Here is a 22,844-nt window from a genome sequence, read left to right as displayed (position 1 = left end):
CCCTGATGACCGTCCACCGCCCCCGCACCACCCCAAGGAGCCCCGTCATGCCCGCCACCGTGCCCACGCTCCCCGACACCGCCGCCCTGCGCGCCCGCGCCGCCACCGCCCTCGGCCGCTGCGGCGCCGATCTCGGGGCGTACCCCGAGGCGCCCCCGGCGCGGTCCGGTGAGCACCTCCCGGCCCGTACGCCGCTCACCGGCGGCACCCTCGCGTACCTCCCCGCCACCACCCCCGAACAGGCCGACGCGGCGATCGCCGGGGCGCACCACGCGTTCCAGCAGTGGCGCACCGTCCCGGCCCCGCAGCGCGGCGCGCTGGTCAAGCGGCTCGGCGAACTCCTCACCGCGCACCGGGAGGACCTCGCCGACCTGGTCACCATCGAAGCCGGCAAGATCCGCTCGGAGGCGCTCGGCGAGGTGCAGGAGATGATCGACATCTGCGACTTCGCGGTGGGCCTGTCCCGGCAGCTCTACGGGCGGACCATCGCCTCCGAACGCCCCGGCCACCGGCTCTCCGAGAGCTGGCACCCGCTCGGCGTGGTCGGCGTCATCTCCGCCTTCAACTTCCCGGTCGCCGTGTGGTCCTGGAACACGGCCGTCGCCCTGGTCTGCGGCGACCCCGTCGTCTGGAAGCCGTCCGAGCTGACCCCGCTCACCGCGCTGGCCTGCGACCGGCTGCTTGCCCGGGCCGCCGCCGACGTCGGCGCACCGGCCGGCGTGCACCACCTGCTGCTCGGCGGGCGGGGGTGCGGCGAGCGGCTGGCCGACGACCCCCGGGTGGCGCTGGTCAGCGCCACCGGATCGGCGCGCATGGGGCGCCAGGTCGCCCCGCGGGTGGCCGCCCGCTTCGGCCGCTGCCTGCTCGAACTCGGCGGCAACAACGCCGCGGTGGTCGCCCCCTCGGCGGACCTCGCACTCGCCGTCCGCGGCATCGTCTTCTCCGCGGCCGGCACCGCCGGCCAGCGCTGCACGACGCTGCGCCGACTGATCGTCCACGAGGACATCGCCGACCAGCTCCTGGAGCAGGTCGTGCACGCCTACGGCCAACTGCCGCTGGGCGACCCGTTCGACCCGGCCACCCTCGTCGGCCCGCTTATCGGCCCCGCGGCCCACACCGCGATGTCCGAGGCGCTGGCCGCCGCCCAGCGCGCCGGCGGCAAGCTGCTGACCGGCGGCGAACGCTGCCTGGCGGCCGAGGCGCCGGACGCCGCCTATGTCCGGCCGGCGATCGTCCGGATGCCCGAACAGACCGACACCGTCCGCACCGAGACCTTCGCCCCCGTCCTCTACGCGCTGACCTACCGCACCTTCGACGAGGCCCTGGCCCTGCACAACGGCGTGCCCCAGGGCCTGTCCTCCAGCATCTTCACCCGCGACCAGCGCGAGGCCGAACGCTTCCTCGCCGCCGACGGCTCGGACTGCGGCATCGCCAACGTCAACATCGGCACCTCGGGAGCGGAGATCGGCGGTGCCTTCGGCGGTGAGAAGGAGACCGGCGGCGGCCGGGAATCCGGCTCCGACGCCTGGCGCGCCTATATGCGCCGCACCACCAACACCGTCAACTACTCCGACGCCCTGCCGCTCGCCCAGGGCGTCAACTTCCTCTGAGACGGCCCCCGGACCCGCTCCGGACGGCAGGCAAGCAGGCAAGCGGACGCCGGCGGGCCCGTTCCGCTACGTCGCCCGGCCGAGGTCCCGGACGAGGGTGGGGGAGGGGCGGGGGATCTCGCCGAAGTCCTCGTCGTCGCCGTCCACCACCAGCCGGTTGATCACGTTCTCCAGCGCGGTCGGCAGGGTCGGGGCGAGCCCGCTGTGCCACTGCACGAGGAGGTTGTGGCGGGCCGCGTCCGGCAGCAACTGCTTCTCGTCGAACGCGGCCACCGACCGGCGCTCCTCGTCGGGCCCGTGGGCCGCCTGCTCGCGCCAGTACGCCGCGTCGCGGTACTCGCCGTTGCGGCGGTGCGAGAGGTACAGGCAGTAGGCGGCGGTGCGGCTGCCCGCACCGGCGCCGAAGTGCCACCAGAAGTGCGCCGCGTCGGTGCGCCCGGTGATGTGCAGCAGACACGCGAAGACCAGGGCGCCCTCGGGGTCGATCCGGTGGTCGTTGACCAGCCGCTCCAGGCTCGCCGCTGCCGCGGCGGCGTTGACGACCAGCGCGCAGGCCAGCTGGAGTTCATGGGTGGCCTCGTCGCGGGCGCTCGGGTAGGCGCTGGGCGCACCCCGGTCGGTACGCGGCGGCAGCACCGCCACCCGCGGCCCCTCCACCGGCGCCCCCGCCGGTACCCGGACCCCGGGCGCGCCCGGCGCCCCCGTCGCGTGCGGGTCGCAGAAGCCGGCCAGGGCGTCGGTTCCGGACACCGCGGCGGCGGCGTTCAGCAGCGTTTCGACGGTCTCCCGGCGGCCGGCCGGTCGGTTGTGCAACATGGTTCAGTTCCCCCTGGTGTTCCCCTGGTCGATGCCCAGCGCCGCGGCGAGCTTGCGCTTGCCGCGGCTCGCGTAGGAGCGCACGGTGACCTCGTCGACGCCGAGCAGCGCGCCGATCTGGGCGTCGCTGTAACCGATGACATGCCGCAGCACGATCACGTCGCACTGCCGCTCCGGCAGCCGGGCGATCGCCGCATACAGCCCCAACTGGCTCTCCAGCATGGCGAATTGCTGCTGGCACTCGCGCAACAGGGCGTGGGTGACGACGGCGAAGGCGGCGGTCTCGGTGAGCGCGGTGGGCTGCTGGTGGTCGTAGAGCCACTCCACCACCCGTTCCTTGAGCACCGACCAGGCGTACGCCTCCACCGACGCCTGCCGCAGTGCATGCCCCCACAGCCGGCCGAGCTCGGTGTAGGCGGCCCGGGTGACCTCGCGGGCCGCGGCCTCGCTCCCCGTGTGCAGGTAGGCGTACGTCAACCACTTGCGCGCATGGGTGGCGAGAAACGCCTCGAAGGTTATCGACAGCTGACGGTCGGACGGGACCGGCACGGCGGGCAGTGGTGGGCAGCGGGCCAGTGCGGCTAACTCCGCGGTACGGACATGCGCCGGGGCGCACGCCGGTAGAACTCGGTCCCGGTCTGCGCTCACGTGCAGTCCTCGTTCCGTTCGCCGTGCACCGCTGACGGGGCTCCGTGGCGCCGGCGGCAGCGGGAGGACGGTTTGCCCTCACCCTCCAATGAACAGGAAAACGGCCCCGAATGTGGCACGGGGGGCGCAAAAATCTTTCGCTGCGTATTCATCCGACTACCCATGACAATGTCATATGAGGAACCGTGGCATCGACCGGACGGGCTGTCACGTCGGTTGTCGGACGCGCGCCTTGCATGATCCGGGGCGGACCGGGCAGTGGTTCACGGGCCCGGCGCATCGTGTCATGGTGCGCATCAGGGGCGCACGATTTCCAGGCGTGCGCCCCCTGTGATCGGGCCGGCCGGTGCGGGACCGGCATGCCGTACTGGGGGAGGCGCAGACGATGAACGACCACGAGCCCGTGGTGGACCTGCAACTGGACCGGGCCCACTCGTCCCGGATCTACGACTACTTCCTCGGCGGCAAGACCAACTTCCTCGCCGACCGGATGGCCGCCGGCAGCGTGCTGGGCGTCTTCCCCGCCGCGCTGGTCGCCGCCCGGATCAACCGCGAGTTCATGCACCGGGCCACCCGGCTGCTGGCCGAATCCGGTCTGCGGCAGTTCCTCGACATCGGCACCGGCATCCCCACCGCGCCCAACGTCCACGACATCGCGCAGGGCATCGCCCCCGACGCCCGGGTCGTCTACACCGACAACGACCCCATCGTCCTGGCCCACGCCGCGGCGCTGCTGCGCAGCACCGCCGAGGGCCGCACCGCCTACGTCCAGGCCGATGTCACCGACCCCGAGGGGATCCTCGGCGCGCCCCAACTGCTCGACACCCTCGATCTGAGCCGCCCGGTCGCGCTCAGCCTGAACGCGCTGATGCACTTCGTCCCCGACGACGGCCGGGACCGCGCGCACACCATCGTCGAGACCCTCAAGGCCGCACTCCCCAGCGGCTCCGTCCTCGCCATGACCCATGCGACGGCCGACTTCGACCCCGGGGCGATGAACAAGATCATCAAGATCTACGGCGACGCCGGGACCGTCCTGCAGTTCCGCTCCCGCGCCGCGTTCCTCCGCTTCTTCGACGGCTGGGAGCTGCTCGACCCCGGTGTCACCCTCTCCCACCAGTGGCGCCCCGACCGTCCCGAGGACGCCACCCACGTCACGGACGCGGAGGCCGCCTGCTACGCGGGCCTGGCCCGCAAACCGTGACGACGGCGGTACGGGCGGGCAGGCGCACCCCACGGGGAGCCCTGCCCGCCCGGCCTCACTCCTTCCGGTAGCCGTACGCCTCCCCGGCCGCCGAGGCGACCGCGTCCAGGTCCGCGCCGGCGGCGGCGGTGACCACGGCGGCCACCGCGCCCTCCACGAACGGCGCGTCCACCAGCCGGGCGCCCTCGGGGAGTTCGTCCCCCTCGGCGATCAGCGCCTTGACCGTCAGCACCGCGCTGCCCAGGTCGACCAGGATCGCCACCCCCGAGCCGCGGTCCACCCCGCGCGCCGCCGCGGCGATCAGCTCCGCGCTGGTCCCCAGCCCGCCGTCCTCCGTACCGCCCGCGGCCGCCACCGGCACCCCGGCGGCACCCCCGGCCAGCCCCGCCGCCATCGCCGCCACGGCCTCCGCGACCGGACCGCTGTGCGACACCAGCACCACACCGACCGGCGCCCCCTCCGCCGCGCTCATCCCGCCACCTCCGCGAGTGCCGCGAACAGCAGCGCCGACGAGGTCGCGCCGGGGTCCTGGTGCCCGATGCTGCGCTCGCCCAGATAGCTCGCCCTGCCCTTCTTGGCCTGCATCGGTACGGTCGACACCGCGCCCTCCTGCGCCGCCTCGGCCGCCGCCCGGAACGAGGTCGACAGCGCCGCCACCGCCGGGGTCAGGGCGTCGAGCATCGTCTTGTCGCCCGGCGCCGACCCGCCGAGCTGACCGACCGCGGCCACCCCGGCGCTCAGTCCCGCCTGCAGTTCCTCCGGCGACACCTGTGCGGCGTCGCCCAGTTCCTTCCCGGTGCGCCGCAGCAGCGTCCCGTACAGCGGTCCGGACGCCCCGCCCACGGTGGAGATCAGCTGCCGTCCGGCCGCGATCAGTACGGCACCGGGGGTGGCCGGCGGCGCGCCCTCCGCCACCGTCTTCACCACGGCCGCGAAGCCACGCTGCATATTGCTGCCGTGGTCGGCGTCACCGATGGCCGAGTCCAGCTCGGTGAGCTGCTCCGCCTCCCGGTCGATGACGGCGGCCGCGGCCGTCATCCAGCGTACGAAGAACCCGGAATCCAGGGCCGTTTCGGACACGGACATACTCCTTCGGTCTGGGATCACTGAGGGGAAGAGAAGGTGGCGGCGGGGTCGATGCCGGGAGGGGGCGGGACCTCACCGCCCCCAGCGGAGCGCTGCCGTCTGCACCGGTGCGTCCCACAGCCGCAGCAGCTCCCCGTCCACCTGGCACAGCGTCACCGAGCAGCCCGCCATGTCCAGCGACGTCACATAGTTGCCGACGAGGGTACGGGCCACCGCCACCCCCCGCTCGTCCAGCACCCGGCGCACCTCCGCATTGAACCCGTACAGCTCCAGCAGCGGTGTGGCGCCCATGCCGTTGACCAGCACCAGCACCGGTAGCCGCGGCTGGAGGTCCTCCAGCACCGCGTCCACCGTGAAGTCCGCGATCTCCCGAGCGGTCATCATCGCGCGCCGCTCCCGCCCCGGCTCACCGTGGATCCCGACGCCCAACTCCAGCTCGCCCGCCGGCAGATCGAACGTCGGGCTGCCCTTGGCCGGTGTCGTACAGGCGCTCAGCGCCACCCCGAAGCTCCGCGAGGACGCCACGACCTGCCGGGCCAGCGCCTCCACCCGCTCCAGCGGCATCCCCTCCTCGGCCGCTGCGCCGGCGATCTTCTCCACGAACAGGGTCGCGCCGGTGCCGCGCCGCCCCGCGGTGAAGGTCGAGTCGGTCACCGCCACATCGTCGTCGACCAGCACGCTGGCGACCTGCACCCCTTCGTCCTCGGCCAGCTCCGCCGCCATCTGGAAGTTGAGCACGTCCCCGGTGTAGTTCTTGACGACGAACAGCACGCCCTTCCCGCTGTCCACGGCCGCCGCGGCCCGCACCATCTGATCCGGCACCGGCGAGGTGAACACCTCCCCGGGGCACGCCGCATCCAGCATCCCGGGCCCCACGAACCCGCCGTGCAGCGGTTCGTGCCCGCTTCCGCCCCCGGATACCAGCGCCACCTTGTCCGCCACCGGCGCGTCCCGCCGCACCACCACCCGGTTCTCGGCATCCACCACCAGGTCGGGGTGCGCCGCGGCCATTCCGCGCAGTGCATCGGCGACCACGGTCTCGGCAACGTTGATCAGCATTTTCACGGGGACCTCCCGGAGAGACTGGCAGTTGGGTCCTTGACCTGCGTTCTACCACGTCAGGACAGGTGGTGTGGCTTTTTTGATCTTGCGGATTGCTGGCGGTCGGGAGCGGGATCCGATGGGGCTGACAGTGACCTGATACTGACTTTCCTGATGGGGGTCCAGGGTGGATTGGCGTTGCTCCGAGGGCAGTATCCGTGCTCCCGACCCCCAGGTCACGTGATGCGGCGGAAGCGAGTGTCAGAGACGGGGCGAGCGGCCCGTTGACGGCCGACCAGCGGGCGGGCTCCTTCCCCCAGGCGTCGGAATGTGCAGGACGACCGCCCCCCCGGCCGGAACCGCGGATCTCCGTACGCCGCTCTCGCCGGCATCTTGACGCACTCTTGACGATCATGGCCGGTCGCGCCCTCAGCCCGGCCGGGCAGCCCCCGGCCCGTGGCGTGGGTGCGGGACAAGGCGCGTCTTGACGGCGAGGGAGCCCGTGGAACTCTTCGCTCCGATCGGCCACGACCTGCCTGCCTGCGACCTGCGTGCCTGCGACCTGCGGGCCTGCGGCCCCGGCTGGTCTGCACCGCTCCGTCCGGGGAGGCTTTGCAGCGGTGGCGGGACCCGTGGTCTCCGGCGCACGCCTCGGTCCCTCGAGTGCGAGCCGGAGCTGGCCGCGGTGCCCGGCGCGGCCGTGGAATCGCTCGCCTTCCACACCCGGACGGCCGTCCCGGTGAACCTTCAGGTGAGCGACGGCGGCCGCGCGGCGCCGCTCTGCGTAGGCCGCACCGTCCGCTTCCCCTCAGTCGGGGAGTCTACGGCTGCATCTTTGCGCGACTTTGACGCCGAACTGATGTGCGTACCGGGAACCCCGGGTCCGGCCCCGGCAATCTTGCCGGTGTGACGTCAACTCTCCCTCTGCGTACGCCTTTTGGGCAGCGCTCCGACCACATGGTGATCTGTGGCGACGACGGGCTCGCCCACCGGCTCGCGGTGACCCTGGACGCGGTGTGCGGTGAGGCGGTCACGGTCGTCCTGCCCTCGCGCCGCGAGGGGCATGCGCCGGAGATCGCCGCGCTGCACCGCGATCCGCAGTCGCCCGTCGAGCTGCTGGTGGCCGCCCGCCCCGACGAGCAGACGCTGCGCGCGGCGGGCGTGGAGCGGGCGGCCGCACTCGCGCTCACCTACCGGGACGACCAGGCCAATGTCACCGCGGCGCTGCTGGCCCGCACCCTCAACCCGACGATCCGCCTGGTCATCCGCATGTACAACCGGGAGCGCGGCCGGCACCTCGAACGGCTCCTGGACCGCGCGGTGTTGACGCTCGGCCGGCCCGAGGAGGGCCGGACGCTGGATGCGTCCACCACCGTGCTGTCCGACACCGATACCGCGGTCCCCGAGCTGGTGGCCGCAGCCGCGGTCGGTCAGGGTCACACGATCCAGGCCGAGGGCCAGGTCTTCCGCGGCGTGGTGCGCCCCGCCCGTACCCCGCCCCGCACCGCCGACCTGGCCACGCTCGCCGTCCTGTCCGGCACCCATCAGGACGACCCGGCCAGCGAGGACAGCCCCGAGACCCCCGGTGAGGACGGGACCCAGCTGTTGCCCGACACCGTCACCTCCTACCACCGGCAGTTCACCCACGGCCGGCTGATGCTGGAGGAGGTCACCCACCACCATCCGCCCGAGGCGCCGCCGCGGGGCCGGCACGGTCATGCGGCCTGGCTCCGGGCCCGGTTGGCGCATCTGCCCTGGAAGGTGTTCCTCGCCCGTGAGGTCCTCGCGGTCTTCGGCGCGCTGGCCGCGATCGTGCTGGTCCTGGCCGGTGCCACCGCGCTGGCCGAGCCCGGACCGCTGTGGAAGTCGGTGTACCTGCCCCTGCTGGACATCTTCACCATGGGTGACCCGGCGACCGACGAGTCCCCGGCCCGGCGGGTGCTCCAGCTCATCGCCGGTTTCGTAGGTCTGGCCGTACTGCCGCTCGTGGTGGCCGCCACCATGAATGCCACCGAGGCCTTCCGCAAGGCCTCCGTCGGGCGCCCGCCGGCCGAGGACCTCACCGACCACATCGTGCTGGTCGGCCTGGGAAAGATCGGCACCCGGGTGCTGGCCCAACTGCGCACCACCGAACACCACGTGGTCGTCATCGAACGCGATCCGCACGCCCGGGGCGTCGCCCTCGCCCGCGACCTCGGCGTACCGCTGCTGCTGGAGGACGCCGTGGCCCCCGGCGTCCTCGACCGCGCGCGCATCCGGCACAGCAAGGCGCTGCTGGTGCTCACCCGCGACGACGGCGAGAATCTCGACATCGGGATGGCCGCACGCGAGAACAACCCCCAGGTACGGGTGGTGATGCGGCTCTACGACGATGACTTCGCCGCCACCGTCTCGCGTACGATGCGTGCCTCCTACCCGGACGCCACCACCCGCAGCCGCTCCGTCTCCGCCCTCGCCGCGCCCTCCTTCGCCGCCGCCATGATGGGACGCCATGTCCTGGGCATCATGCCGGTCGAACGGGGCTCGCTCTTGTTCACCACCGTCGACGTCGCGGGGCACCCGGAGCTGGAGGGGCGCTCCGTCCACCGGGCGTTCCGCGAGAACGAGTGGCGCGTCCTGGCCGTCGGCACCGCCGTCGAGTCGACTTCGCCCGGTTCGCCGGACACTCTGGGCGGCCTCCGTCTCGACCGCCCGGGCTTCGACTGGCGCCCGCCGCACGGCCGGATCCTGCGTGCCGGCGACCGGGTGGTGGTGGCCTCCACCCGCCGGGGCCTGGACTTCTTGATGACCGGGGTGCAGCCGCATTCGACGGACCCGCGGGCGTGAGCGGCACCGCCCGACACCGTTCCGGGCGGAGGCCCGCGCGCACGAGAAAGACTCGGCCTCGCGCCCCACGGCCGACCGGCCGGCGTCACGAGCCGTCCGAGGCCGGTGGTCGGGGTGGCACCGCACAGTGTGCTCCGTGGCGCCTCCGTCGGGGGGGTAAGGGGGCGCGGTCCGGCCCCCGCACGTCGTTCCTGGCGGTCCATCACCCGGGCTCCATAGGGTCCGTTTTCCCTGCGGCGGGCGTCAGATGACGGGAAGTCAGCGAGCGCCCTCCAGCGCCCAGTGGCTCCCTCCAGCCGGCGGTCAGGGACTCGTCCGGACCACCGTCCGGCCGTGGGGCCATGCGGGGAGCGCTCTTCGGCGAGCTCTTGTATTCGTTCAACGTCGAACTTTCCGTCACATATCCATCACAGAATCTGCATGCCGTCGACACGGTGACGGGGCGCTGCCAAGCTCGGCAGACCATTCAAAGCAAGGGGGGACTTTTGTCTCGTACCATCACGCGTCCGGCGCTCCGCATCCGCAGTGCTCTCGCCGCCGCCACGCTTGCCGCCGCCGTCATCGCACCCGTCACCCTCGGGGCTGGCGTCGCTCAGGCCGCCACCGTCCACTGCGCCCACCACACCACCGGCACCTGCGGCACCCACGTCAAGCACCCCAAGGGCGTCATGGCCAAGTGCAAGGACGGCACCTGGTCGTACTCCAAGCACTTCTCCGGCACCTGCTCCCACCACCGTGGAGTGAAGTACTGGTTCAAGTAGGCCGACCCGGGGCGTACGGCCTCGACGCTCCGCTGCCCCGCCCGTCACGACCGGGCGGGGCAGTATCTGTCGGTGGGTCGGGCAAGGCCCTTGTCGGGGCGGGCCGGGCGGCCGGAGCCGGCCCGCGCCGCCGGGCCGCTGAGCCGCCGGGCCGGCGTCAGTGGTCGAGGGGACCGGCGGCACTCGGCGGCGAGTGGCGGCACTCAGCGGCCGACGGCCTTGCGCAGCTCTTCCTTGGTCATCGTCGAGCGGCCCTCGATGTTCTTCCGCCGGGCCTCTTCGTACAGCTGGTCCTTCGTCGGTCCCCCAGGGCCGCTGTGGGAGCGCTCGCCGCCGCGCTGCGGGGCGGACTTGGGGTCCCGGAGGGAGACCTGGCCGGGGGACTCGGCCTCGCCGGAGCGGGCCCGTTCCTTGTTGACGGTGCGCGCCGCGATCTCCTCGGCACGCTTCTCGGAGACCCCGTGGTCCATCGCGTTCTGCTTGATGTGCTCGTACTGCCGCTCGCGCTTCCTGCTGGAACCTGCCGGCATGATGCAACCCCTTCCTGGTACCGGGCGCCTGCCTCGGCCGGCGGATGCCACCGGCCGCCACCGCGCCCCTTCCACTTCACCCCGGACCGGCGCCGTACGCGACACGGACGGGCCGGTCAGGTCAATGGTGGGCCGGGTGGGGCCGGGGCGGCGCGGCTAGGGCAGGTAGGTGCACGCCGCCAGCGGAGCGCGTACCTGCCAGCCCAGGGTCTCGTAGAGCGCACGCCCCTCGTCGGTGGCGCCGAGGATGCCGAGCCGGGCTCCCTCGGCCACCGCGCGGTCGGCGAGGGTGCGCATCACCAGGCTGCCCAAGCCGCGGCGGCGGTGCGCCTCCTGGGTGATGACGCAGTCGACGACGGCGGACCGGCCGAGCAGCGCCACCTGGCCCTGCGCCGCCAACTCACCCTGTGCATCGTGTACTTCGACGAAGGCGACGCCGTCTCGGGTCTCCACCGACGTGACGTAGTCGGCGGGCGGTAGCGGGTGGGTGGGCCGGAGGTCCGTGGTCATCAGATGGCCCGCGTCCTCCAGGTCCACCACCCAGTCCGCGGGGAGCCACCGGGCGAGGTCCTCCGACGGCATGGGGGCCTTGAGCCAGGTGCGCGGCACGGTCACCGAGGCGGTGGCCCGGCCCACCGCCGCCCCATCGGCGTACGGCAGTACATGGCGGCCCACCTCGTGGGGCGCGCCCACGTCGATATAGCGCCCCCAGGGGTGCTCGGCTGGCCGCGGCCGGTGGCGCGACAGCGCCCAGCCGACCGCCCAGGCCTCGACGAGGTCCGCCACCGGCGCCGTGGCTGCCGATGCGGAGGTGGCGGCAGGGGTGGTTGCAGGGGTGGTTGCAGGGATCGTCGCGGTGGTGGTCGCCGAGGCGAGCGGCGTGCCGCCGGTCCTGCCGGGCACGTCCGTGATCATGTCCGCCTTCATCAAGCCCTCCCCAGGTGCGGGACAGTGTGCACGAGTAGTGCGTAAGAGGCACTACACGGCTGGGCATATTACGTGCCGAGTGGGGGTGTGGCATCTCCTTTTGTGTCGCCGGGTGCACTCCGCCCCGGGGCACCCGCCAGGCTCTGCGGGGCGGGGGCGGACCGCGCAGGTGTGGAGAGGAGGGGGACCACCGACGGAGACGGGGTCGACTGCGGGTCCGGTGCGGAGCACCCTGGAGAGGTGGGCGCGCAGCCGTGCGCCGAGTGGTGAGGTGGGCCTGATGAGCACTCTCGAAGAACACATCGACATCAGCGCTCCGCTGGATACGGCCTGGGAATGCCTGCATCGTGCGGAGTCCTATCCCCGGTTCCTGGACGGCGTGCGGGAGGCCCGCGCCGAGGGCGCGGTGACGCATCTGGACGTCGACGCCGGCGGCCGGGCCCAGGAGTTCGAGGTCGAGATCGTCGACCGTGACCAGGACAAGGTCATGGTCTGGCAGACCACGAGCGGTCCCGAGCTGGCGGGGACCTTCTCGCTGCTGCCGCTCGACGGGGGCCACACCCGGCTCCAGGCCCGGTTCGAGTACCAGCCGGGCACCATCACGGAGACCTTCGGCGGGCCGAAGGGGTTCGCCCAGGCCGCCGCGATCGAACGGGGCGTACGCAGCGATCTGCAGCAGTTCAAGGAGCTGGTGGAGACGCGGGGCTGAGCCCGGGCCGAGCGGAAACGCGAAAACGCGACCGGACGAACGACGAAAGACGGACGAACGACGGAGAGGCGGACGAACGACGGAGAGACGGACGAACGACGACAGGCGGACGAGAGCGGGTGCGGTGAGGAAGGCGAGGGGCGGCCGGGGCGCGGAGGTTACGAGTCCCGGGGGCGGGCGCCGGCGGACAGCAGCATCAGGGCCACGTCGTCCTGCCGCTCCAGGTCGCCGTGCAGGTTCTTGAGCAGGGCGTCGGCGAGGCGGTCAGGGCTCTGGGGCGGTGCGTTGTGCAGGCGTCTGGCGAGGTCGGCGACGGAGGTTTCCAGGTCGACGCCCGGCGCCTCGATCAGGCCGTCGGTGTAGAGGGCGAGCACCGAATCCGGCGGCAGGTCGATCTCGATGGCCTCGTACCGGGCGTCGGGCTCGATGCCCAGGAGGAGGCCGGGCGGTACGTGCGGCACCGTGGTGTGCCCGTCGGGGTGGCGCAGGATCGGCGGCGGGTGGCCGGCGCTGGCCAGGCAGGCGCGCCGGGTCCGCAGGTCGATGTGGACGTAGAGGCAGCTGGTGAACAGGTCCGGGTCGAGGTCGGTGAGCAGCCGGTTGGTGCGGGCCAGGACCTCGGCCGGTGAGGCCCCGGCCGTGGCGTGGGCGTGCACGGCCGTGCGCGCCTGCCCCATCAGTGCGGCCGCGGCCGCGTTGTGCCCCTGCACATCGCCGATGACGGCGGCGACGCAGTCCTCGTCCAGGCGGATCAGGTCGTAGAAGTCGCCGCCGATGTCCATTCCGCGGGCCGACGGCAGATAGCGGGCGGCGACGGCGAGGCCGGGCACCGACGGGAGGCTGTGCGGCAGCAGCCCGGCCTGTAGGTCGTGCGCCAGCTGCTGTTTGGTGTCGTAGAGCCGGGCCCGGTCCAGCGCCTGGGCGATCAGTCCGGCCAGGGAGGTCAGGACCTGCCGCTCCTCGGTGCTGAAGATGCGGGGCCGGGTGTAGGAGAGGATGCAGCAGCCGACCGGGCGGCCCGAGACGATCAGCGGCAGTACGGCCCGGGCCGCCTTGCCGGTCAGGTGCGGCAACCCGGGGTAGTCGGTCTCGATCTCCTCGGGGGAGGAGAAGAAGCCGGGCTCGCCGGTGGCCAGGGTGTGCACGGCCGGGCTGTTGGCGGCGCTGAGGGCCACGCCCTCGAAGGTGGCGACGGCCTCGGCGGGGTACCCGCGGTGCCCGATGGTGCGCAGCCGGCCGCCCTCCGCGGCGTACATCAGCACGCCCTGGGCGCCGAAGGCCGGCACGATCTGGTCGGCGACCAGGTTGACGACGTCCCGGACGCCCACGGCCTCGGTGAGGGCCGCGGCCAGGTGCAGCACGTGGTAGATCTGCCCGGCCCGCACCGGTACGGCCTCGCCCTCCGTGGGGTGGGCCGCCGGCGGCCCGTGGTCCTCGCCCGAGGGGCTGAGCCGTACGCTCAGGCCCCGGCCGTCGGGGAAGAGCCGGAAGGTGAGCCAGTGGTCCGGGGGGCGGCAGGCGGTGAAGGACACCGGCCGGCGGCTGATCACCGCGGCGCGGTAGCGGTCCTCGAAGACCGGGTCGCGCAGCCACGGCAGCACCTCCCAGGGGCGCGCGCCGATCAGCCGGGACGCCTGTTCGCCGAGCAGCTCCTCCGCGCCGGAGGTGACCAGGGTGATCCGTCCGTCCAGGTCCAGCGCGCAACAGCCGCCCGGCAGGCGCTCCAGGTAGTCGACCGCCGCCGAGGTCGCCTTCGTCCCGAGGGTGCGGACCGGGGGCGGCGACAGGACCCGCGGCGCGGCCTCGCCGTTGGGCCAGGGGTGCTCCGCCAGGACGACGGCCAAGCGGCGGCAGGCGGTCTCCACCGCCGTCCGCTCCTCCTGTGACAGCTGCGGGCTGTGCCCCGCGGGCCACAGCAGCAGGAGTGCGCCCCGGCTGCCGGTCCCGTCGCTGACCGGCGCCGCGGCCAGCGAGAAGTCGTAGGGGACCGCCACCGCCGTCCGGGGGAAGTCGCGGGCCAGCTGCTGGTGGCCGCCCGCCCACACCAGGGACTGGCGGCGGGTGGCGACGGCGACCGGGATCGGGGCCGCCAGGGCGACCCGGCTCCAGGGGTCCAGGAACGGCGCCGGCACCCCGCTCATGACCGTCAGCTGCAACACCGGCTCGTCGGGCGCCAGCACATACAGCCCGGCAGCGGACGCGCCGGTCTCCTGCATGGCCCGGAGCAGCGCCCCGTCCAGCGGATCGGAACCGGTTCCGCCGGTCATCTCGCACCTTCACACCGCTGTCGTCCACACCGCGGTCGTCATGACCTCGCGACCACTCCGGCCCGGCCGGCCGTGCCGCCGGACAGTGTTGACGTTACGCCGCCCGCCGGCCCGCGGCATGCGCGTGAGCGGGCTCGCTGCGCCGGCCGGAGGAGCGGACCGGTGGAGCGGTCCGGAGGGACGATCCGAAGGGGCGCCCCGGAAGCACGACCGGCCCAGGTGCGCCTGACATGCGCTCCAGATGTGTTGTCGAATGCGGCGTATATCATGTAATGGCGCCTTTGGAGTGGCGCGGGCAGCATGTCGTCTCCGATACCGGAGAGGGAGCATGGCCGCAGGCGAAGAGGGCGGGAGGGCGTCGGCCCGGCGCCCGGCCGGTCGGAAGACCGGCGACAGGACCGCCAAGAAGACCAGCAGCGCGTCGGCCGAGGGCCGCACGCGCGAGCAGGGCACCCAGCGCGCCGCCCGCCGCGTTTCGGCACCGCGTGCCATGCGCTACGCGGCCGAACAGCTCCAGGAGCTGCTCGGTCGGGCGCCCGAGTCCGTCTCCGCGGTGCGACCGACGGAGGACGGCTGGCAGGCGGACGTGGAGGTCCTGGAGCTGGAGCGCGTCCCCGGAACCACCAGCGTGATGGCGAGCTACCGGGTGATGCTGGACGAGGAGGGTGAACTGGTGGCGTACGAGCGCACCCGCCGCTACACACGGGGGCAGATCGACCCCCGTGCCTGAGGGCGCCCGAGCACCGCTCACCACCGTTCGCCCGGCGAACGGACGGCCGCTCCGCGACCGGAGCGCGCCGGGGAAGGAGGCACCGTGACTGTGGTGCCGCAAGGTCAAGGGGCCCTCGCCCGGGGCGGCGGAGGCGGCTCCGGCAATCTCTACGACATCCTCGACCTGATTTTGGACCGTGGCCTGGTCATCGACGTCTTCGTCCGGGTGTCACTGGTCGGCATCGAGCTGCTGAAGATCGACGCCCGGATCGTGGTGGCCAGCGTGGACACTTACCTGCGGTTCGCCGAGGCCTGCAACCGACTGGACCTGGAATCCGGGGAGAAGAAGCCCCAGGAGCTGACCGACCTGGTCGGCGAGGTCACCGAGGGCGGTGCGCACGGCAAGGCCAAGGGGGCCCTGAGCGGGGCCGCGGAGGCGGTGGCCGGCGCCCTCAAGGGAGGGGACGACGAGGAGGACGAGGAGACCGAGGAGCGCCCCAAGGAGCCGGCGGGACGGCGGGAGCGCCCGGCACGCCGGCCCGTCCGGCACCGGAAGGACTGAGCCATGGCCGTGTACGTCTACTCCATCGTCGCCGGCAGCCACCCGCAGCGCCTGGACGACCTGAAGGGCGTGGGCGATCCGCCCACCGCCCTGCGCAGCGTGCAGGCCGGCGAGCTGTCCGCGATCGTCAGCGACGCCCCCGCCGAGCTCCGCGCCAAACGCCGGGACCTCGCCGCCCACCAGGCCGTCCAGGAACGGCTGATGGCCGACGGTACGGTCCTGCCGCTGCAGTTCGGCTTCACCAGCGAGGACGACGACGCGGTCCGCGCGGTCCTCGACGAACGGGCGGAGGAGTTCACCGAACGCCTGGCGCACCTCGTGGACTGCACCGAGTACCACCTCAAGGCCGCCCAGGACGAGGACGCCCTGCTGCGCGAGATCCTCATGGAGTCCGACGAGGCACACGGCCTCAACGAACAGATCAGAAGCGGCCACGGCGGCCCGGACGCCCCACTCGCCCTCGGTGAACTGGTCGCCCACGAGGTGGAGGCCCGCCAGGAACAGCTCGCCGACTCGGTCGCCGCCGTGCTGCGCGACTTCGCCCGCGACGAGCGGATGTCCGAGGCGACCGGCAACGACTTCCTCAGCGTGTCCTTCCTGGTCGACCAGGAACACGACGAGGCCTTCCGCTCCGCCGAGCAGAAGCTCGCCGACGAGCTGGGCGGCGACTTCGACCTGCGGCTGCGCGGCCCGCTGCCCGCCTACAGCTTCGTCTGAGGAGGAGATCACCATGGGCCTGCTGACCCACCTCGCCACGCTTCCCCTGGCGCCGGTACGCGGCGTGTCCTGGGTGCTGGAGCGGGTGGTCGAGGCCGCGGAGAGCGAGGCCTACGACCCCGAGCCGGTGGAGCGGGAACTCGCCGAGCTGGAGCGGAAGCTGCTGGCGGGCGAGATCGACGAGAAGACCTTTGACCGGCGTGAGGACGAACTGCTGGACCGGCTGGAGGAGATCCGGGCGCACATCCGGGGAACCGAGGCCTGACCGCGAACCGAGGGAGCGGCCGTGAGCGAACCCGTAGCCAGGAGGCTGGGCGACTACCCGTCCAGGTCGACCCCGTACGGCCAGGGGTCCTCCGCCAACCTCGCCGACATCCTCGAACGGGTCCTGGACAAGGGCATCGTCATCGCCGGCGACATCCAGATCAACCTCCTGGACATCGAACTGCTCACCATCAAACTGCGGCTGCTGGTCGCCTCGGTCGACAAGGCCAAGGAGATGGGCATCGACTGGTGGGAGCACGACCCGGCGCTGTCGTCCCGAGCCTCCGACGGCTACCGCTCGCTGACCGAGGAGAACCGGCGGCTGCGGGCCGAGGTCGAGGAGCTGCGCGAGGCCGCCGAGCTGCCGCCGGCCGAGGAGCGGCGCCGCACCTCCAAGACCAAGCGGACCGGGTCTGGCAGCCGCAGCACCAAGCGGGACGACGCATGACCGGCACCGTCAGCTATGCCTACGCGGTGGCGCGGGACCCCGACGGCTCGCTGGAGGACGCGCTGGCCGGGCTGCCCGGAGTGGCCGACGCGCCGGTACGGCTGGTGCGTCCGGCACAGGACGCGGACGTGGTCGTCGCGGTCAGTCCGGTGCCCGAAGAGGACTTCCAGGAGGCCGCGCTGCGCGAGCGCCTGGAGGACCTGGAGTGGCTGGAGTCGGTGGCCCGCGCCCACCACAGGGTCATCGAGGCGCTGGCCGCCCGCACCACCGTCCTGCCGCTCCGGCTGGCCACCGTCTACCTCGATGACGAACGGGTGCGGCTGATGCTCGAAGACCGCCGGGCGGCGTTCGCGGACCGGCTGGTGGCACTGGACGCGCAGGTGGAGTGGGGCGTCAAGATCTACGTCGAGGCCCCGTCGGGAGAGCCGCCGGCCGAGCCTCCGCCGGATGCCGGCCTCAGCCCCGGGCGGGCCTACCTCAGCCACCGCAAGGCGCAGCGGCACGCCCGCGAGGACGCCTACCACGATGCCGAGGAGGCCGCCCGGCGCGTGGAGACCGCCGCCGGTTCCCGCGCGGTCGAACGGGTCCGGCACCGGCCACAGCAGGGCGAACTGGCCCGCGGCCCCGGCGAGAACGTCGTCAACGACGCCTACCTCGTCCCCCAGCGGGACGCCGAGGACTTCCGCAGCGAGGTACTGCGGGCCGCGGAAGGGCTTCCCGGCGTCCGGGTGGAGGTCACCGGGCCCTGGGCCCCGTACTCCTTCGCCACGCCCGCCGAGGCCGAACCGCTGAAGGGGGCCACGCCGTGACGACGGCGGACAGGCCGCGGGCCCTGGCGGACGAGCCGCTCCCGGACCGGCAGATCGCCCTGATCGACCTGCTCGACCGGCTGCTCAGCGGTGGTGTGGTGCTCACCGGCGACGTGGTGCTGTCGATAGCCGACATCGACCTGGTGCGCATCTCGCTGCGGGCACTGATCGTCTCCATCAGCGAGCGGAACCCCGGCCCCTGGTCCGCTGTCGGCGCGCCCGCCCCGTCCCCCTGGGAGACGGCCCTGACGGACGAAGCGGATGAAGCGCACAAGGCCCTGCGAGCGGGTCATGACGGACGACGCTGACGGCCGCCGGCCGGGCAACCGCTTCGACGATGTCGCCGACGCGGCGGCCCGCGCCTTCCGTCTGCTGCCCGCCGCCCCGCAGGACGACCTGCCCCCGGCCGGCCCGGGCCCGCGCCGTCCCGCACACCGGATCAGCACCGACCCCGACACCGTGGAACGGGACCTGATCAAGCTCGTCCTCACCCTCGTCGAGCTGCTGCGGCAGCTCATGGAACGGCAGGCCCTCCAGCGGGTCGACGCCGGCGACCTCACCGAGGAACAGGAGGAACGGCTCGGCGCGACGCTGATGATCCTGCACAGCCGGATGGTGGACCTCTGCGCCCGTTACGACCTGACCATGCAGGACCTCAACCTGGATCTCGGACCTCTCGGGACCTTGTTGCCGCCGGCCGAATGACCACCGGAAGAGGAGTGCGACATGAGCATCGGAAAGAAGGCCAGGAACATCGGCGAGATTGCCGAGGGAAAGGCCAAGGAAATCACCGGAAAGGCGCTCGGGAACGCGAAAATGGCGCGCAAGGGAAAGGCCGAGCAGGCCGTGGGGAAGGTCAAACAGGCCGTGGAGAGGGGAAAGGAATCGCTCAGACACTGACCACCGGAGCCCGGCCACCGGCCTCGCCCGGCCCGTCCCGCCCCGTCCGGGGCCGGCAGGCCACCCGCTCCCCGCGAGGCCCGCCGGGCCCGACCTCGGCTACTCCTCCTCTTCTCCTTCCTCTCCTTCGTCTTCCTCTCCCGCTCCTTCGTCGGGTTCCGCTTCTCCCTCTGCGCCCTCGTCCCCTTCGCCGTCTCCGGCGTCCTCCGCGTCCTCCTCCGCTTCGTCGCCTTCCTCGTACGCGTCGTACGCGTCCCGCTCGTCGCCCTCTTCCTCCCGCTCGCGCTCCTCGTCCTCGACGGCCTCCTCATGGGTCCGTACGACCTCGCCGTCGCGTACCTCGCCGCGCCAGCCCTCCGGCTCCTTGTCGGTGAGGGTCACGTAGCGCTGGAAGTGCTTGAAGTCCAGCCGCAGCCGGCGGCCCTGAGCACGCCAGATGTTGCCGGTCTTCTCGAAGAACCCGGAGGGGTAGTACTCGACGACCAGCACGATGCGGGTCAGATTGGGCGCCAGCTCATGGAAGCTCACCGCGCCCCGGGTCGTGCCCTTGGCGCCCTCGGACGTCCAGACGATGCGGTCGTCCGGGATCTGCTCCAGCACCGTGCCCTTCCAGCCCCGGGTCGAGGGGCCGACCTTGACCTTCCAGTCGCTGTTCGTCTCGTCGCTGGTCGAGACGCTGCGGACGCCCTTGGTGAAGCTGCTGAACTTGTCGTACTGCGTCCAGTGGTCATAGGCGGTGCGCAGCGGGACGCCGACATCGAGGACCTCGATGATGTTGGTGACCTTGGAGCTCCCGGACGCCCGTCCCTTGCCCCCGCCGAAGGCCTCCTTGGCCTTCTCCACCACGCTGTCCTTGACGTCCTTGGCCTTACCGGTCACCAAGGCCTTGAGTGGGGACTGGCCCCCGAGGAGACCGGAGGCGATCTTGCCCAGCGAGCCGCCGTTGTCGACGACGTCGGTGAGCTGCTCCGTCACGTCCGTCAGCTTGTCGCCGGCGCGTTCGGCCATGCTCCCCACCCAGGTGGTCACATAGTCGCCGAGCTCCGCACGCAGCCGATCGAGCCCCGAGTCCGTATTGCCCTGTCCGGTCTTGGCCATGCCCGGTCACCTTCGGCTCGTGCCGCGGGACGACGTCTTCTTGGCCGTCTTCTGCGCGGACTTCGTGGCGGGCTGCTTGCTGGATTTCTTGCTGGTCTTCTTGCTGGTTTTCTCGGCGCTCTTCTTGGTGGCCTTCTTGGCGGCCTTCTTGGCGGTCTTCTGCGCGGCGGGACGGGTGCTCTTCTTCGCCGCCGACGGGGCGGTCTTCTTTGCGGCGGTCTTCTTCGCCGCCGCCTTCTTGGTCGCTGCCTTCTTGGCCGGCGCCTTCTTCGCCGCGGTCTTCTTGCCCGGTGTCTTCTCCGCGGGAGCCGCCTTCTTGCCCGGGGTCTTCTTGCCCGGAGCCTTCTTGGCCGTGGCCTTCTTCGCGGGACGTTTCGCAGCGGCCTTCTTCCCGGCGGCCTGCTCCGGCTTCTCCGGCTTCTCCGGCCGCTCCGTACGCCTCCTGCGCTTCCCGCCCGCGGCCCTGCGGCCCGCCGCCCCCTTCGCCCGGCCCTCCCGTTCCGTACGGCGGGGCGCCCGGCGGCGGGGCAGCTCCTCCGGTTCTTCCTCCGGCTCCTCTTCCTCCGGCTCTTCCTCTTCCTCGTACTCCCCGCCTTCGTACTCCTCGCCCTCGTACTCCTCCTCGGGCTCCTCTTCCTCGTACTCTTCGCCCTCCTCGTACTCCTCCTCCGGCGCGCCCTCTTCCTCGTACTCCGCCTCTTCCTCTTCTTCTTCCTCTTCCGCTCCGAGCGGCACTCCGCTTTCGAGGGCGCGGGTACGGTCGTGGAGGGTGTCGGCGAGATCGGCGAGGCGGCGGTTGGCGGCGGCCGTGACGGCCTTCCGACCGGCGTCCATGACCTCCCCGCGCAGCTGCTCACCCAGCTCGGCGACCTGGGGGATCTCCCCGAGCCGGCGCATCCCCTCGGCCACCAGCTGACGCGGCTCCAGCCCGAGCTGCCGGCCGGCCAGGTACGACGCCGCCGTGAGAGCGAGCCGGCCCTTCTTCGTACGGCCCAGTACGTACCCTCCTGCCAGTGCGGCGGCCAGCATGAGCTTGGTTGTCGCGTTCATGGATGCGTCACCCTTTCCGGGCAGCTGCCGATCGGCCCCATACCTCAAGGGTGATTCGTGTGCGCACCCGCGCATCCCGAGCGGGCCGAACGTGGGGATCCGCTCCGCCGCGCCGTACGGATGGGCGTCGCCCCTGGGCAAGGGGAAACCCCGCTTGGCGCCCCCCCCCGCAGGCCATGCGGGGGCGCCCGATACAGGTGTGCGGAAGCGGAGTGACGGACCTAGGCTCGGTATATGCCGGGAACACGCCGTGCACCGTCTCGTGTGGGAGTAGGGGGAGCGCGGTGTGTTCGCCGGCGCGGGGCGCCGGTCGGCTGGGCGGCGGCGGTCGTGGTGACCGCGCTGCTGTGCCTCTTCGGGGGAACTCCGGCCGCCACGGCCGTCGATGACCCGGACCTGACGCCCTTCTACCAACAGCAGCTCTCCTGGGAACCGTGCGGACCCGATGTGCAGGGAAGCGCGTCCCCGAGCCCCCAGACCACACCGCCGCCCGGTGCTGCGGGCGGGCTGGAGTGTGCCCGACTGAACGTGCCACGTGACTATGCCCATCCCGGGGACGGCACGCTGCAGGTGCAGCTGACCCGGCTGCGGGCCACCGGCCCGGGGGAGCGGCTCGGCTCGTTGGTCATCAATCCGGGAGGGCCGGGTGCCTCCGGCGTCAACTACCTGATCGACAACGGCAGCGCCTTCGCCCGGCTGGGACAGCGCTACGACCTCGTCAGCTTCGACCCGCGCGGCACCGGACACAGCGAACCGGTCTCCTGCGGCAGCAAGATGGCACCGCCCCCCGCCAACGGCACCGACAGCCTCGCCGCGAAGGAGAAGCGCATCAACGAGGCCTGCGGACGGTACTCAGGCGGGCTGTTGCGGTGGGTCGGCACGCCCGATGCCGCACGGGACATGGACGTGCTGCGCGCCGCGGTCCACGACGACAAGCTCAACTACCTCGGGTTCTCGTACGGCACCAAGCTCGGCGCCGTCTACGCCCATGAATTCCCGGGCAAGGCGGGCCGGATGGTGCTGGACAGCGTCGAGGACCCGACCAAGAACGCCTGGCAGACCGCGGTGGCACAGGCCCACGGATTCCAGCGGGCGCTGGACGACTTCACCACCGACTGCCTCCGCACCGCGGGCTGCCCCCTGGGCATCGACCAGGCGCGTGCCCAGGAGCAACTACAGAGCTGGTACCGGAAGTTGAGCGATGCGCCGATGAAGGTGAAGGGGGAGACGGTGGACGAGACGACGTATGTCTATGCGCTGCGGGAGGCGCTGTACAGCAGGAGCGACTGGCCGCAGTTGCAACAGGCCCTGGCGCAGCTACGGCGCGGTGACGCCGCCGGAATCCTCCGGCTGAGCAGCGCCGGCGGTGACCGGGCCGGCTCCGACCGGGCCGGCGGCGGGCGGGTGCCGGCGCGGCACGTCGGTCAGGACGAGCTGCCGCCGCAGGACCAGTTGGCGCTGCGGGCGATCTCCTGCCGGGACACCTCGGAGCGCTACGGCGCGGCGGACTACCCCCGCGCGGAGCGGGAACTCACCCGGGCCTCCCCGCTGTTCGGCCCGGACATCGCCCCGACCCTGCTGGACTGCTACGCCTGGCCGGTCGCCGGCGACGACTCCTCCCGGGACGTCTCGGCCCCCGGCGCGCCGCCCATGCTGCTCGTCGCGACCACCAACGACCCGGCGACGCCGTACGAGGGCGCCTTCCACATGGCGCGGGAGCTGGACAACGACAGTGTGGTGCTGACCTACCGCGGAGAGGGGCACGCCGCGTACACCACCGGTGACAGCTGCGTTCAGCGGTATGTCGACGGCTTCCTCCTGGACGGTGTGCTGCCGAAGCCGAACACCTCGTGCGGCTGA

At 72.4% G+C, this 22,844-nt stretch carries 25 protein-coding genes; 15 read left to right on the top strand and 10 right to left on the bottom strand.

What is annotated here, in order from left to right; genetic code table 11:
- Window positions 1-47 precede the first annotated feature (47 nt).
- Entirely contained in the window at window positions 48-1,610 is a 1,563-nt protein-coding gene (locus AB0G84_RS08075; RefSeq protein ID WP_361317191.1) for an aldehyde dehydrogenase family protein, read from the top strand.
- A gap of 66 nt (window positions 1,611-1,676) precedes the next feature.
- Here the strand turns inward: AB0G84_RS08075 and AB0G84_RS08070 are convergent, their stop codons facing one another.
- Complete coding sequence (locus tag AB0G84_RS08070; RefSeq protein ID WP_361317189.1) at window positions 1,677-2,426, bottom strand: hypothetical protein; 750 nt, start codon at window positions 2,424-2,426, stop codon at window positions 1,677-1,679.
- A gap of 3 nt (window positions 2,427-2,429) precedes the next feature.
- A complete protein-coding gene (locus AB0G84_RS08065; RefSeq protein WP_361317187.1) occupies window positions 2,430-3,074 on the bottom strand; it encodes a sigma-70 family RNA polymerase sigma factor in 645 nt (214 codons plus the stop codon).
- A gap of 385 nt (window positions 3,075-3,459) precedes the next feature.
- Here AB0G84_RS08065 and AB0G84_RS08060 point away from each other — a divergent pair, with 385 nt between their 5' ends.
- Window positions 3,460-4,278, top strand: a complete 819-nt coding sequence (locus AB0G84_RS08060; RefSeq protein WP_361317184.1) for an SAM-dependent methyltransferase — start codon at window positions 3,460-3,462, stop codon at window positions 4,276-4,278.
- Between the two features lie 55 nt (window positions 4,279-4,333).
- Here the strand turns inward: AB0G84_RS08060 and AB0G84_RS08055 are convergent, their stop codons facing one another.
- From AB0G84_RS08055 to dhaK, 3 genes are all read right to left on the bottom strand, one after another.
- Window positions 4,334-4,750: a PTS fructose transporter subunit IIA gene (locus tag AB0G84_RS08055; protein ID WP_361317182.1), complete on the bottom strand. Its 417-nt coding sequence runs from the start codon at window positions 4,748-4,750 to the stop codon at window positions 4,334-4,336.
- Window positions 4,747-5,358: a dihydroxyacetone kinase subunit DhaL gene (gene dhaL, locus AB0G84_RS08050; RefSeq protein ID WP_361317179.1), complete on the bottom strand. Its 612-nt coding sequence runs from the start codon at window positions 5,356-5,358 to the stop codon at window positions 4,747-4,749. Before dhaL ends, AB0G84_RS08055 begins: the two co-directional genes overlap by 4 nt.
- A gap of 78 nt (window positions 5,359-5,436) precedes the next feature.
- Window positions 5,437-6,429 (bottom strand): dihydroxyacetone kinase subunit DhaK, encoded by a 993-nt coding sequence (gene dhaK / locus AB0G84_RS08045; protein ID WP_361317176.1) that lies wholly within the window; start codon window positions 6,427-6,429, stop codon window positions 5,437-5,439.
- 882 nt (window positions 6,430-7,311) lie between these two features.
- Here dhaK and AB0G84_RS08040 point away from each other — a divergent pair.
- Entirely contained in the window at window positions 7,312-9,231 is a 1,920-nt protein-coding gene (locus AB0G84_RS08040) for an NAD-binding protein (protein ID WP_361317173.1), read from the top strand.
- 485 nt (window positions 9,232-9,716) lie between these two features.
- The gene (locus tag AB0G84_RS08035) at window positions 9,717-9,992 is read left to right on the top strand and encodes a DUF3761 domain-containing protein (protein ID WP_361317171.1); all 276 of its coding nucleotides are present in this window, start codon (window positions 9,717-9,719) and stop codon (window positions 9,990-9,992) included.
- A 203-nt stretch (window positions 9,993-10,195) separates the two neighbouring features.
- Here AB0G84_RS08035 and AB0G84_RS08030 read toward each other — a convergent pair whose 3' ends face one another.
- Both AB0G84_RS08030 and AB0G84_RS08025 read right to left on the bottom strand, forming a co-directional pair.
- A complete protein-coding gene (locus AB0G84_RS08030) occupies window positions 10,196-10,522 on the bottom strand; it encodes a plasmid stabilization protein (RefSeq protein WP_361317169.1) in 327 nt (108 codons plus the stop codon).
- Window positions 10,523-10,678: 156 nt separating this feature from the next.
- Window positions 10,679-11,449, bottom strand: coding sequence for a GNAT family N-acetyltransferase (locus AB0G84_RS08025; RefSeq protein ID WP_361317166.1), 771 nt, complete (start codon window positions 11,447-11,449; stop codon window positions 10,679-10,681).
- Window positions 11,450-11,729: 280 nt separating this feature from the next.
- On the opposite strand from AB0G84_RS08025, the gene AB0G84_RS08020 reads away from it, so the two are divergent.
- Window positions 11,730-12,158 (top strand): SRPBCC family protein, encoded by a 429-nt coding sequence (locus AB0G84_RS08020; protein WP_361317163.1) that lies wholly within the window; start codon window positions 11,730-11,732, stop codon window positions 12,156-12,158.
- 158 nt (window positions 12,159-12,316) lie between these two features.
- Here AB0G84_RS08020 and AB0G84_RS08015 read toward each other — a convergent pair whose 3' ends face one another.
- Window positions 12,317-14,425 carry a SpoIIE family protein phosphatase gene (locus tag AB0G84_RS08015; protein ID WP_361317161.1) on the bottom strand — a complete coding sequence of 703 codons (2,109 nt, stop codon included), beginning with the start codon at window positions 14,423-14,425 and terminating at the stop codon, window positions 12,317-12,319.
- Window positions 14,426-14,753: 328 nt separating this feature from the next.
- Between AB0G84_RS08015 and AB0G84_RS08010 the strand changes: the two genes are divergently transcribed.
- The 9 genes from AB0G84_RS08010 (at window position 14,754) to AB0G84_RS07970 (ending at window position 18,836) form a co-directional block, all read left to right on the top strand.
- Window positions 14,754-15,155: a gas vesicle protein gene (locus AB0G84_RS08010; RefSeq protein WP_361317158.1), complete on the top strand. Its 402-nt coding sequence runs from the start codon at window positions 14,754-14,756 to the stop codon at window positions 15,153-15,155.
- 84 nt (window positions 15,156-15,239) lie between these two features.
- Window positions 15,240-15,698 carry a gas vesicle structural protein GvpA gene (locus tag AB0G84_RS08005; RefSeq protein ID WP_361317156.1) on the top strand — a complete coding sequence of 153 codons (459 nt, stop codon included), beginning with the start codon at window positions 15,240-15,242 and terminating at the stop codon, window positions 15,696-15,698.
- A gap of 3 nt (window positions 15,699-15,701) precedes the next feature.
- On the top strand, window positions 15,702-16,415 hold the full coding sequence (locus AB0G84_RS08000; protein ID WP_361317154.1) for a GvpL/GvpF family gas vesicle protein: 714 nt from the start codon (window positions 15,702-15,704) through the stop codon (window positions 16,413-16,415).
- Between the two features lie 13 nt (window positions 16,416-16,428).
- Entirely contained in the window at window positions 16,429-16,680 is a 252-nt protein-coding gene (locus AB0G84_RS07995; RefSeq protein ID WP_361317151.1) for a gas vesicle protein GvpG, read from the top strand.
- A gap of 21 nt (window positions 16,681-16,701) precedes the next feature.
- Window positions 16,702-17,127 carry a gas vesicle protein gene (locus AB0G84_RS07990; protein ID WP_361317148.1) on the top strand — a complete coding sequence of 142 codons (426 nt, stop codon included), beginning with the start codon at window positions 16,702-16,704 and terminating at the stop codon, window positions 17,125-17,127.
- On the top strand, window positions 17,124-17,936 hold the full coding sequence (locus tag AB0G84_RS07985; protein WP_361317146.1) for a GvpL/GvpF family gas vesicle protein: 813 nt from the start codon (window positions 17,124-17,126) through the stop codon (window positions 17,934-17,936). Before AB0G84_RS07990 ends, AB0G84_RS07985 begins: the two co-directional genes overlap by 4 nt.
- Window positions 17,933-18,244, top strand: a complete 312-nt coding sequence (locus tag AB0G84_RS07980) for a gas vesicle protein (RefSeq protein ID WP_361317143.1) — start codon at window positions 17,933-17,935, stop codon at window positions 18,242-18,244. Before AB0G84_RS07985 ends, AB0G84_RS07980 begins: the two co-directional genes overlap by 4 nt.
- The gene (locus AB0G84_RS07975; RefSeq protein WP_361317141.1) at window positions 18,228-18,641 is read left to right on the top strand and encodes a gas vesicle protein K; all 414 of its coding nucleotides are present in this window, start codon (window positions 18,228-18,230) and stop codon (window positions 18,639-18,641) included. The genes AB0G84_RS07980 and AB0G84_RS07975 overlap by 17 nt, the downstream gene beginning before the upstream one ends.
- A gap of 21 nt (window positions 18,642-18,662) precedes the next feature.
- On the top strand, window positions 18,663-18,836 hold the full coding sequence (locus AB0G84_RS07970; protein ID WP_361317138.1) for a CsbD family protein: 174 nt from the start codon (window positions 18,663-18,665) through the stop codon (window positions 18,834-18,836).
- Window positions 18,837-18,935: 99 nt separating this feature from the next.
- Here AB0G84_RS07970 and AB0G84_RS07965 read toward each other — a convergent pair whose 3' ends face one another.
- Both AB0G84_RS07965 and AB0G84_RS07960 read right to left on the bottom strand, forming a co-directional pair.
- The gene (locus tag AB0G84_RS07965) at window positions 18,936-19,934 is read right to left on the bottom strand and encodes an SRPBCC family protein (protein ID WP_361317136.1); all 999 of its coding nucleotides are present in this window, start codon (window positions 19,932-19,934) and stop codon (window positions 18,936-18,938) included.
- A 6-nt stretch (window positions 19,935-19,940) separates the two neighbouring features.
- Complete coding sequence (locus AB0G84_RS07960; protein WP_361317134.1) at window positions 19,941-20,984, bottom strand: histone protein; 1,044 nt, start codon at window positions 20,982-20,984, stop codon at window positions 19,941-19,943.
- Between the two features lie 330 nt (window positions 20,985-21,314).
- On the opposite strand from AB0G84_RS07960, the gene AB0G84_RS07955 reads away from it, so the two are divergent.
- A complete protein-coding gene (locus AB0G84_RS07955) occupies window positions 21,315-22,844 on the top strand; it encodes an alpha/beta hydrolase (RefSeq protein ID WP_361317132.1) in 1,530 nt (509 codons plus the stop codon).

Source organism: Streptomyces sp. NPDC020742, assembly GCF_040641675.1.
Classification (GTDB): domain Bacteria; phylum Actinomycetota; class Actinomycetes; order Streptomycetales; family Streptomycetaceae; genus Streptomyces.
This window is presented reverse-complemented; position numbering and strand designations above follow the sequence as displayed.

Excerpts from the sequence above, each read along its gene's own strand:
- AB0G84_RS07965 (WP_361317136.1), bottom strand. The coding sequence starts at position 19,934 with ATGGCCAAGACCGGACAGGGCAATACGGACTCGGGGCTCGATCGGCTG.
- AB0G84_RS08075 (WP_361317191.1), top strand. The coding sequence starts at position 48 with ATGCCCGCCACCGTGCCCACGCTCCCCGACACCGCCGCCCTGCGCGCC.
- AB0G84_RS08055 (WP_361317182.1), bottom strand. The coding sequence starts at position 4,750 with ATGAGCGCGGCGGAGGGGGCGCCGGTCGGTGTGGTGCTGGTGTCGCAC.
- AB0G84_RS08000 (WP_361317154.1), top strand. The coding sequence starts at position 15,702 with ATGGCCGTGTACGTCTACTCCATCGTCGCCGGCAGCCACCCGCAGCGC.
- AB0G84_RS08070 (WP_361317189.1), bottom strand. The coding sequence starts at position 2,426 with ATGTTGCACAACCGACCGGCCGGCCGCCGGGAGACCGTCGAAACGCTG.
- AB0G84_RS08030 (WP_361317169.1), bottom strand. The coding sequence starts at position 10,522 with ATGCCGGCAGGTTCCAGCAGGAAGCGCGAGCGGCAGTACGAGCACATC.
- AB0G84_RS07970 (WP_361317138.1), top strand. The coding sequence starts at position 18,663 with ATGAGCATCGGAAAGAAGGCCAGGAACATCGGCGAGATTGCCGAGGGA.
- AB0G84_RS08060 (WP_361317184.1), top strand. The coding sequence starts at position 3,460 with ATGAACGACCACGAGCCCGTGGTGGACCTGCAACTGGACCGGGCCCAC.
- AB0G84_RS08015 (WP_361317161.1), bottom strand. The coding sequence starts at position 14,425 with ATGACCGGCGGAACCGGTTCCGATCCGCTGGACGGGGCGCTGCTCCGG.
- AB0G84_RS07995 (WP_361317151.1), top strand. The coding sequence starts at position 16,429 with ATGGGCCTGCTGACCCACCTCGCCACGCTTCCCCTGGCGCCGGTACGC.
- AB0G84_RS08025 (WP_361317166.1), bottom strand. The coding sequence starts at position 11,449 with ATGAAGGCGGACATGATCACGGACGTGCCCGGCAGGACCGGCGGCACG.
- AB0G84_RS08020 (WP_361317163.1), top strand. The coding sequence starts at position 11,730 with ATGAGCACTCTCGAAGAACACATCGACATCAGCGCTCCGCTGGATACG.
- AB0G84_RS07985 (WP_361317146.1), top strand. The coding sequence starts at position 17,124 with ATGACCGGCACCGTCAGCTATGCCTACGCGGTGGCGCGGGACCCCGAC.
- AB0G84_RS07975 (WP_361317141.1), top strand. The coding sequence starts at position 18,228 with ATGACGGACGACGCTGACGGCCGCCGGCCGGGCAACCGCTTCGACGAT.
- AB0G84_RS08010 (WP_361317158.1), top strand. The coding sequence starts at position 14,754 with ATGGCCGCAGGCGAAGAGGGCGGGAGGGCGTCGGCCCGGCGCCCGGCC.
- AB0G84_RS07960 (WP_361317134.1), bottom strand. The coding sequence starts at position 20,984 with ATGAACGCGACAACCAAGCTCATGCTGGCCGCCGCACTGGCAGGAGGG.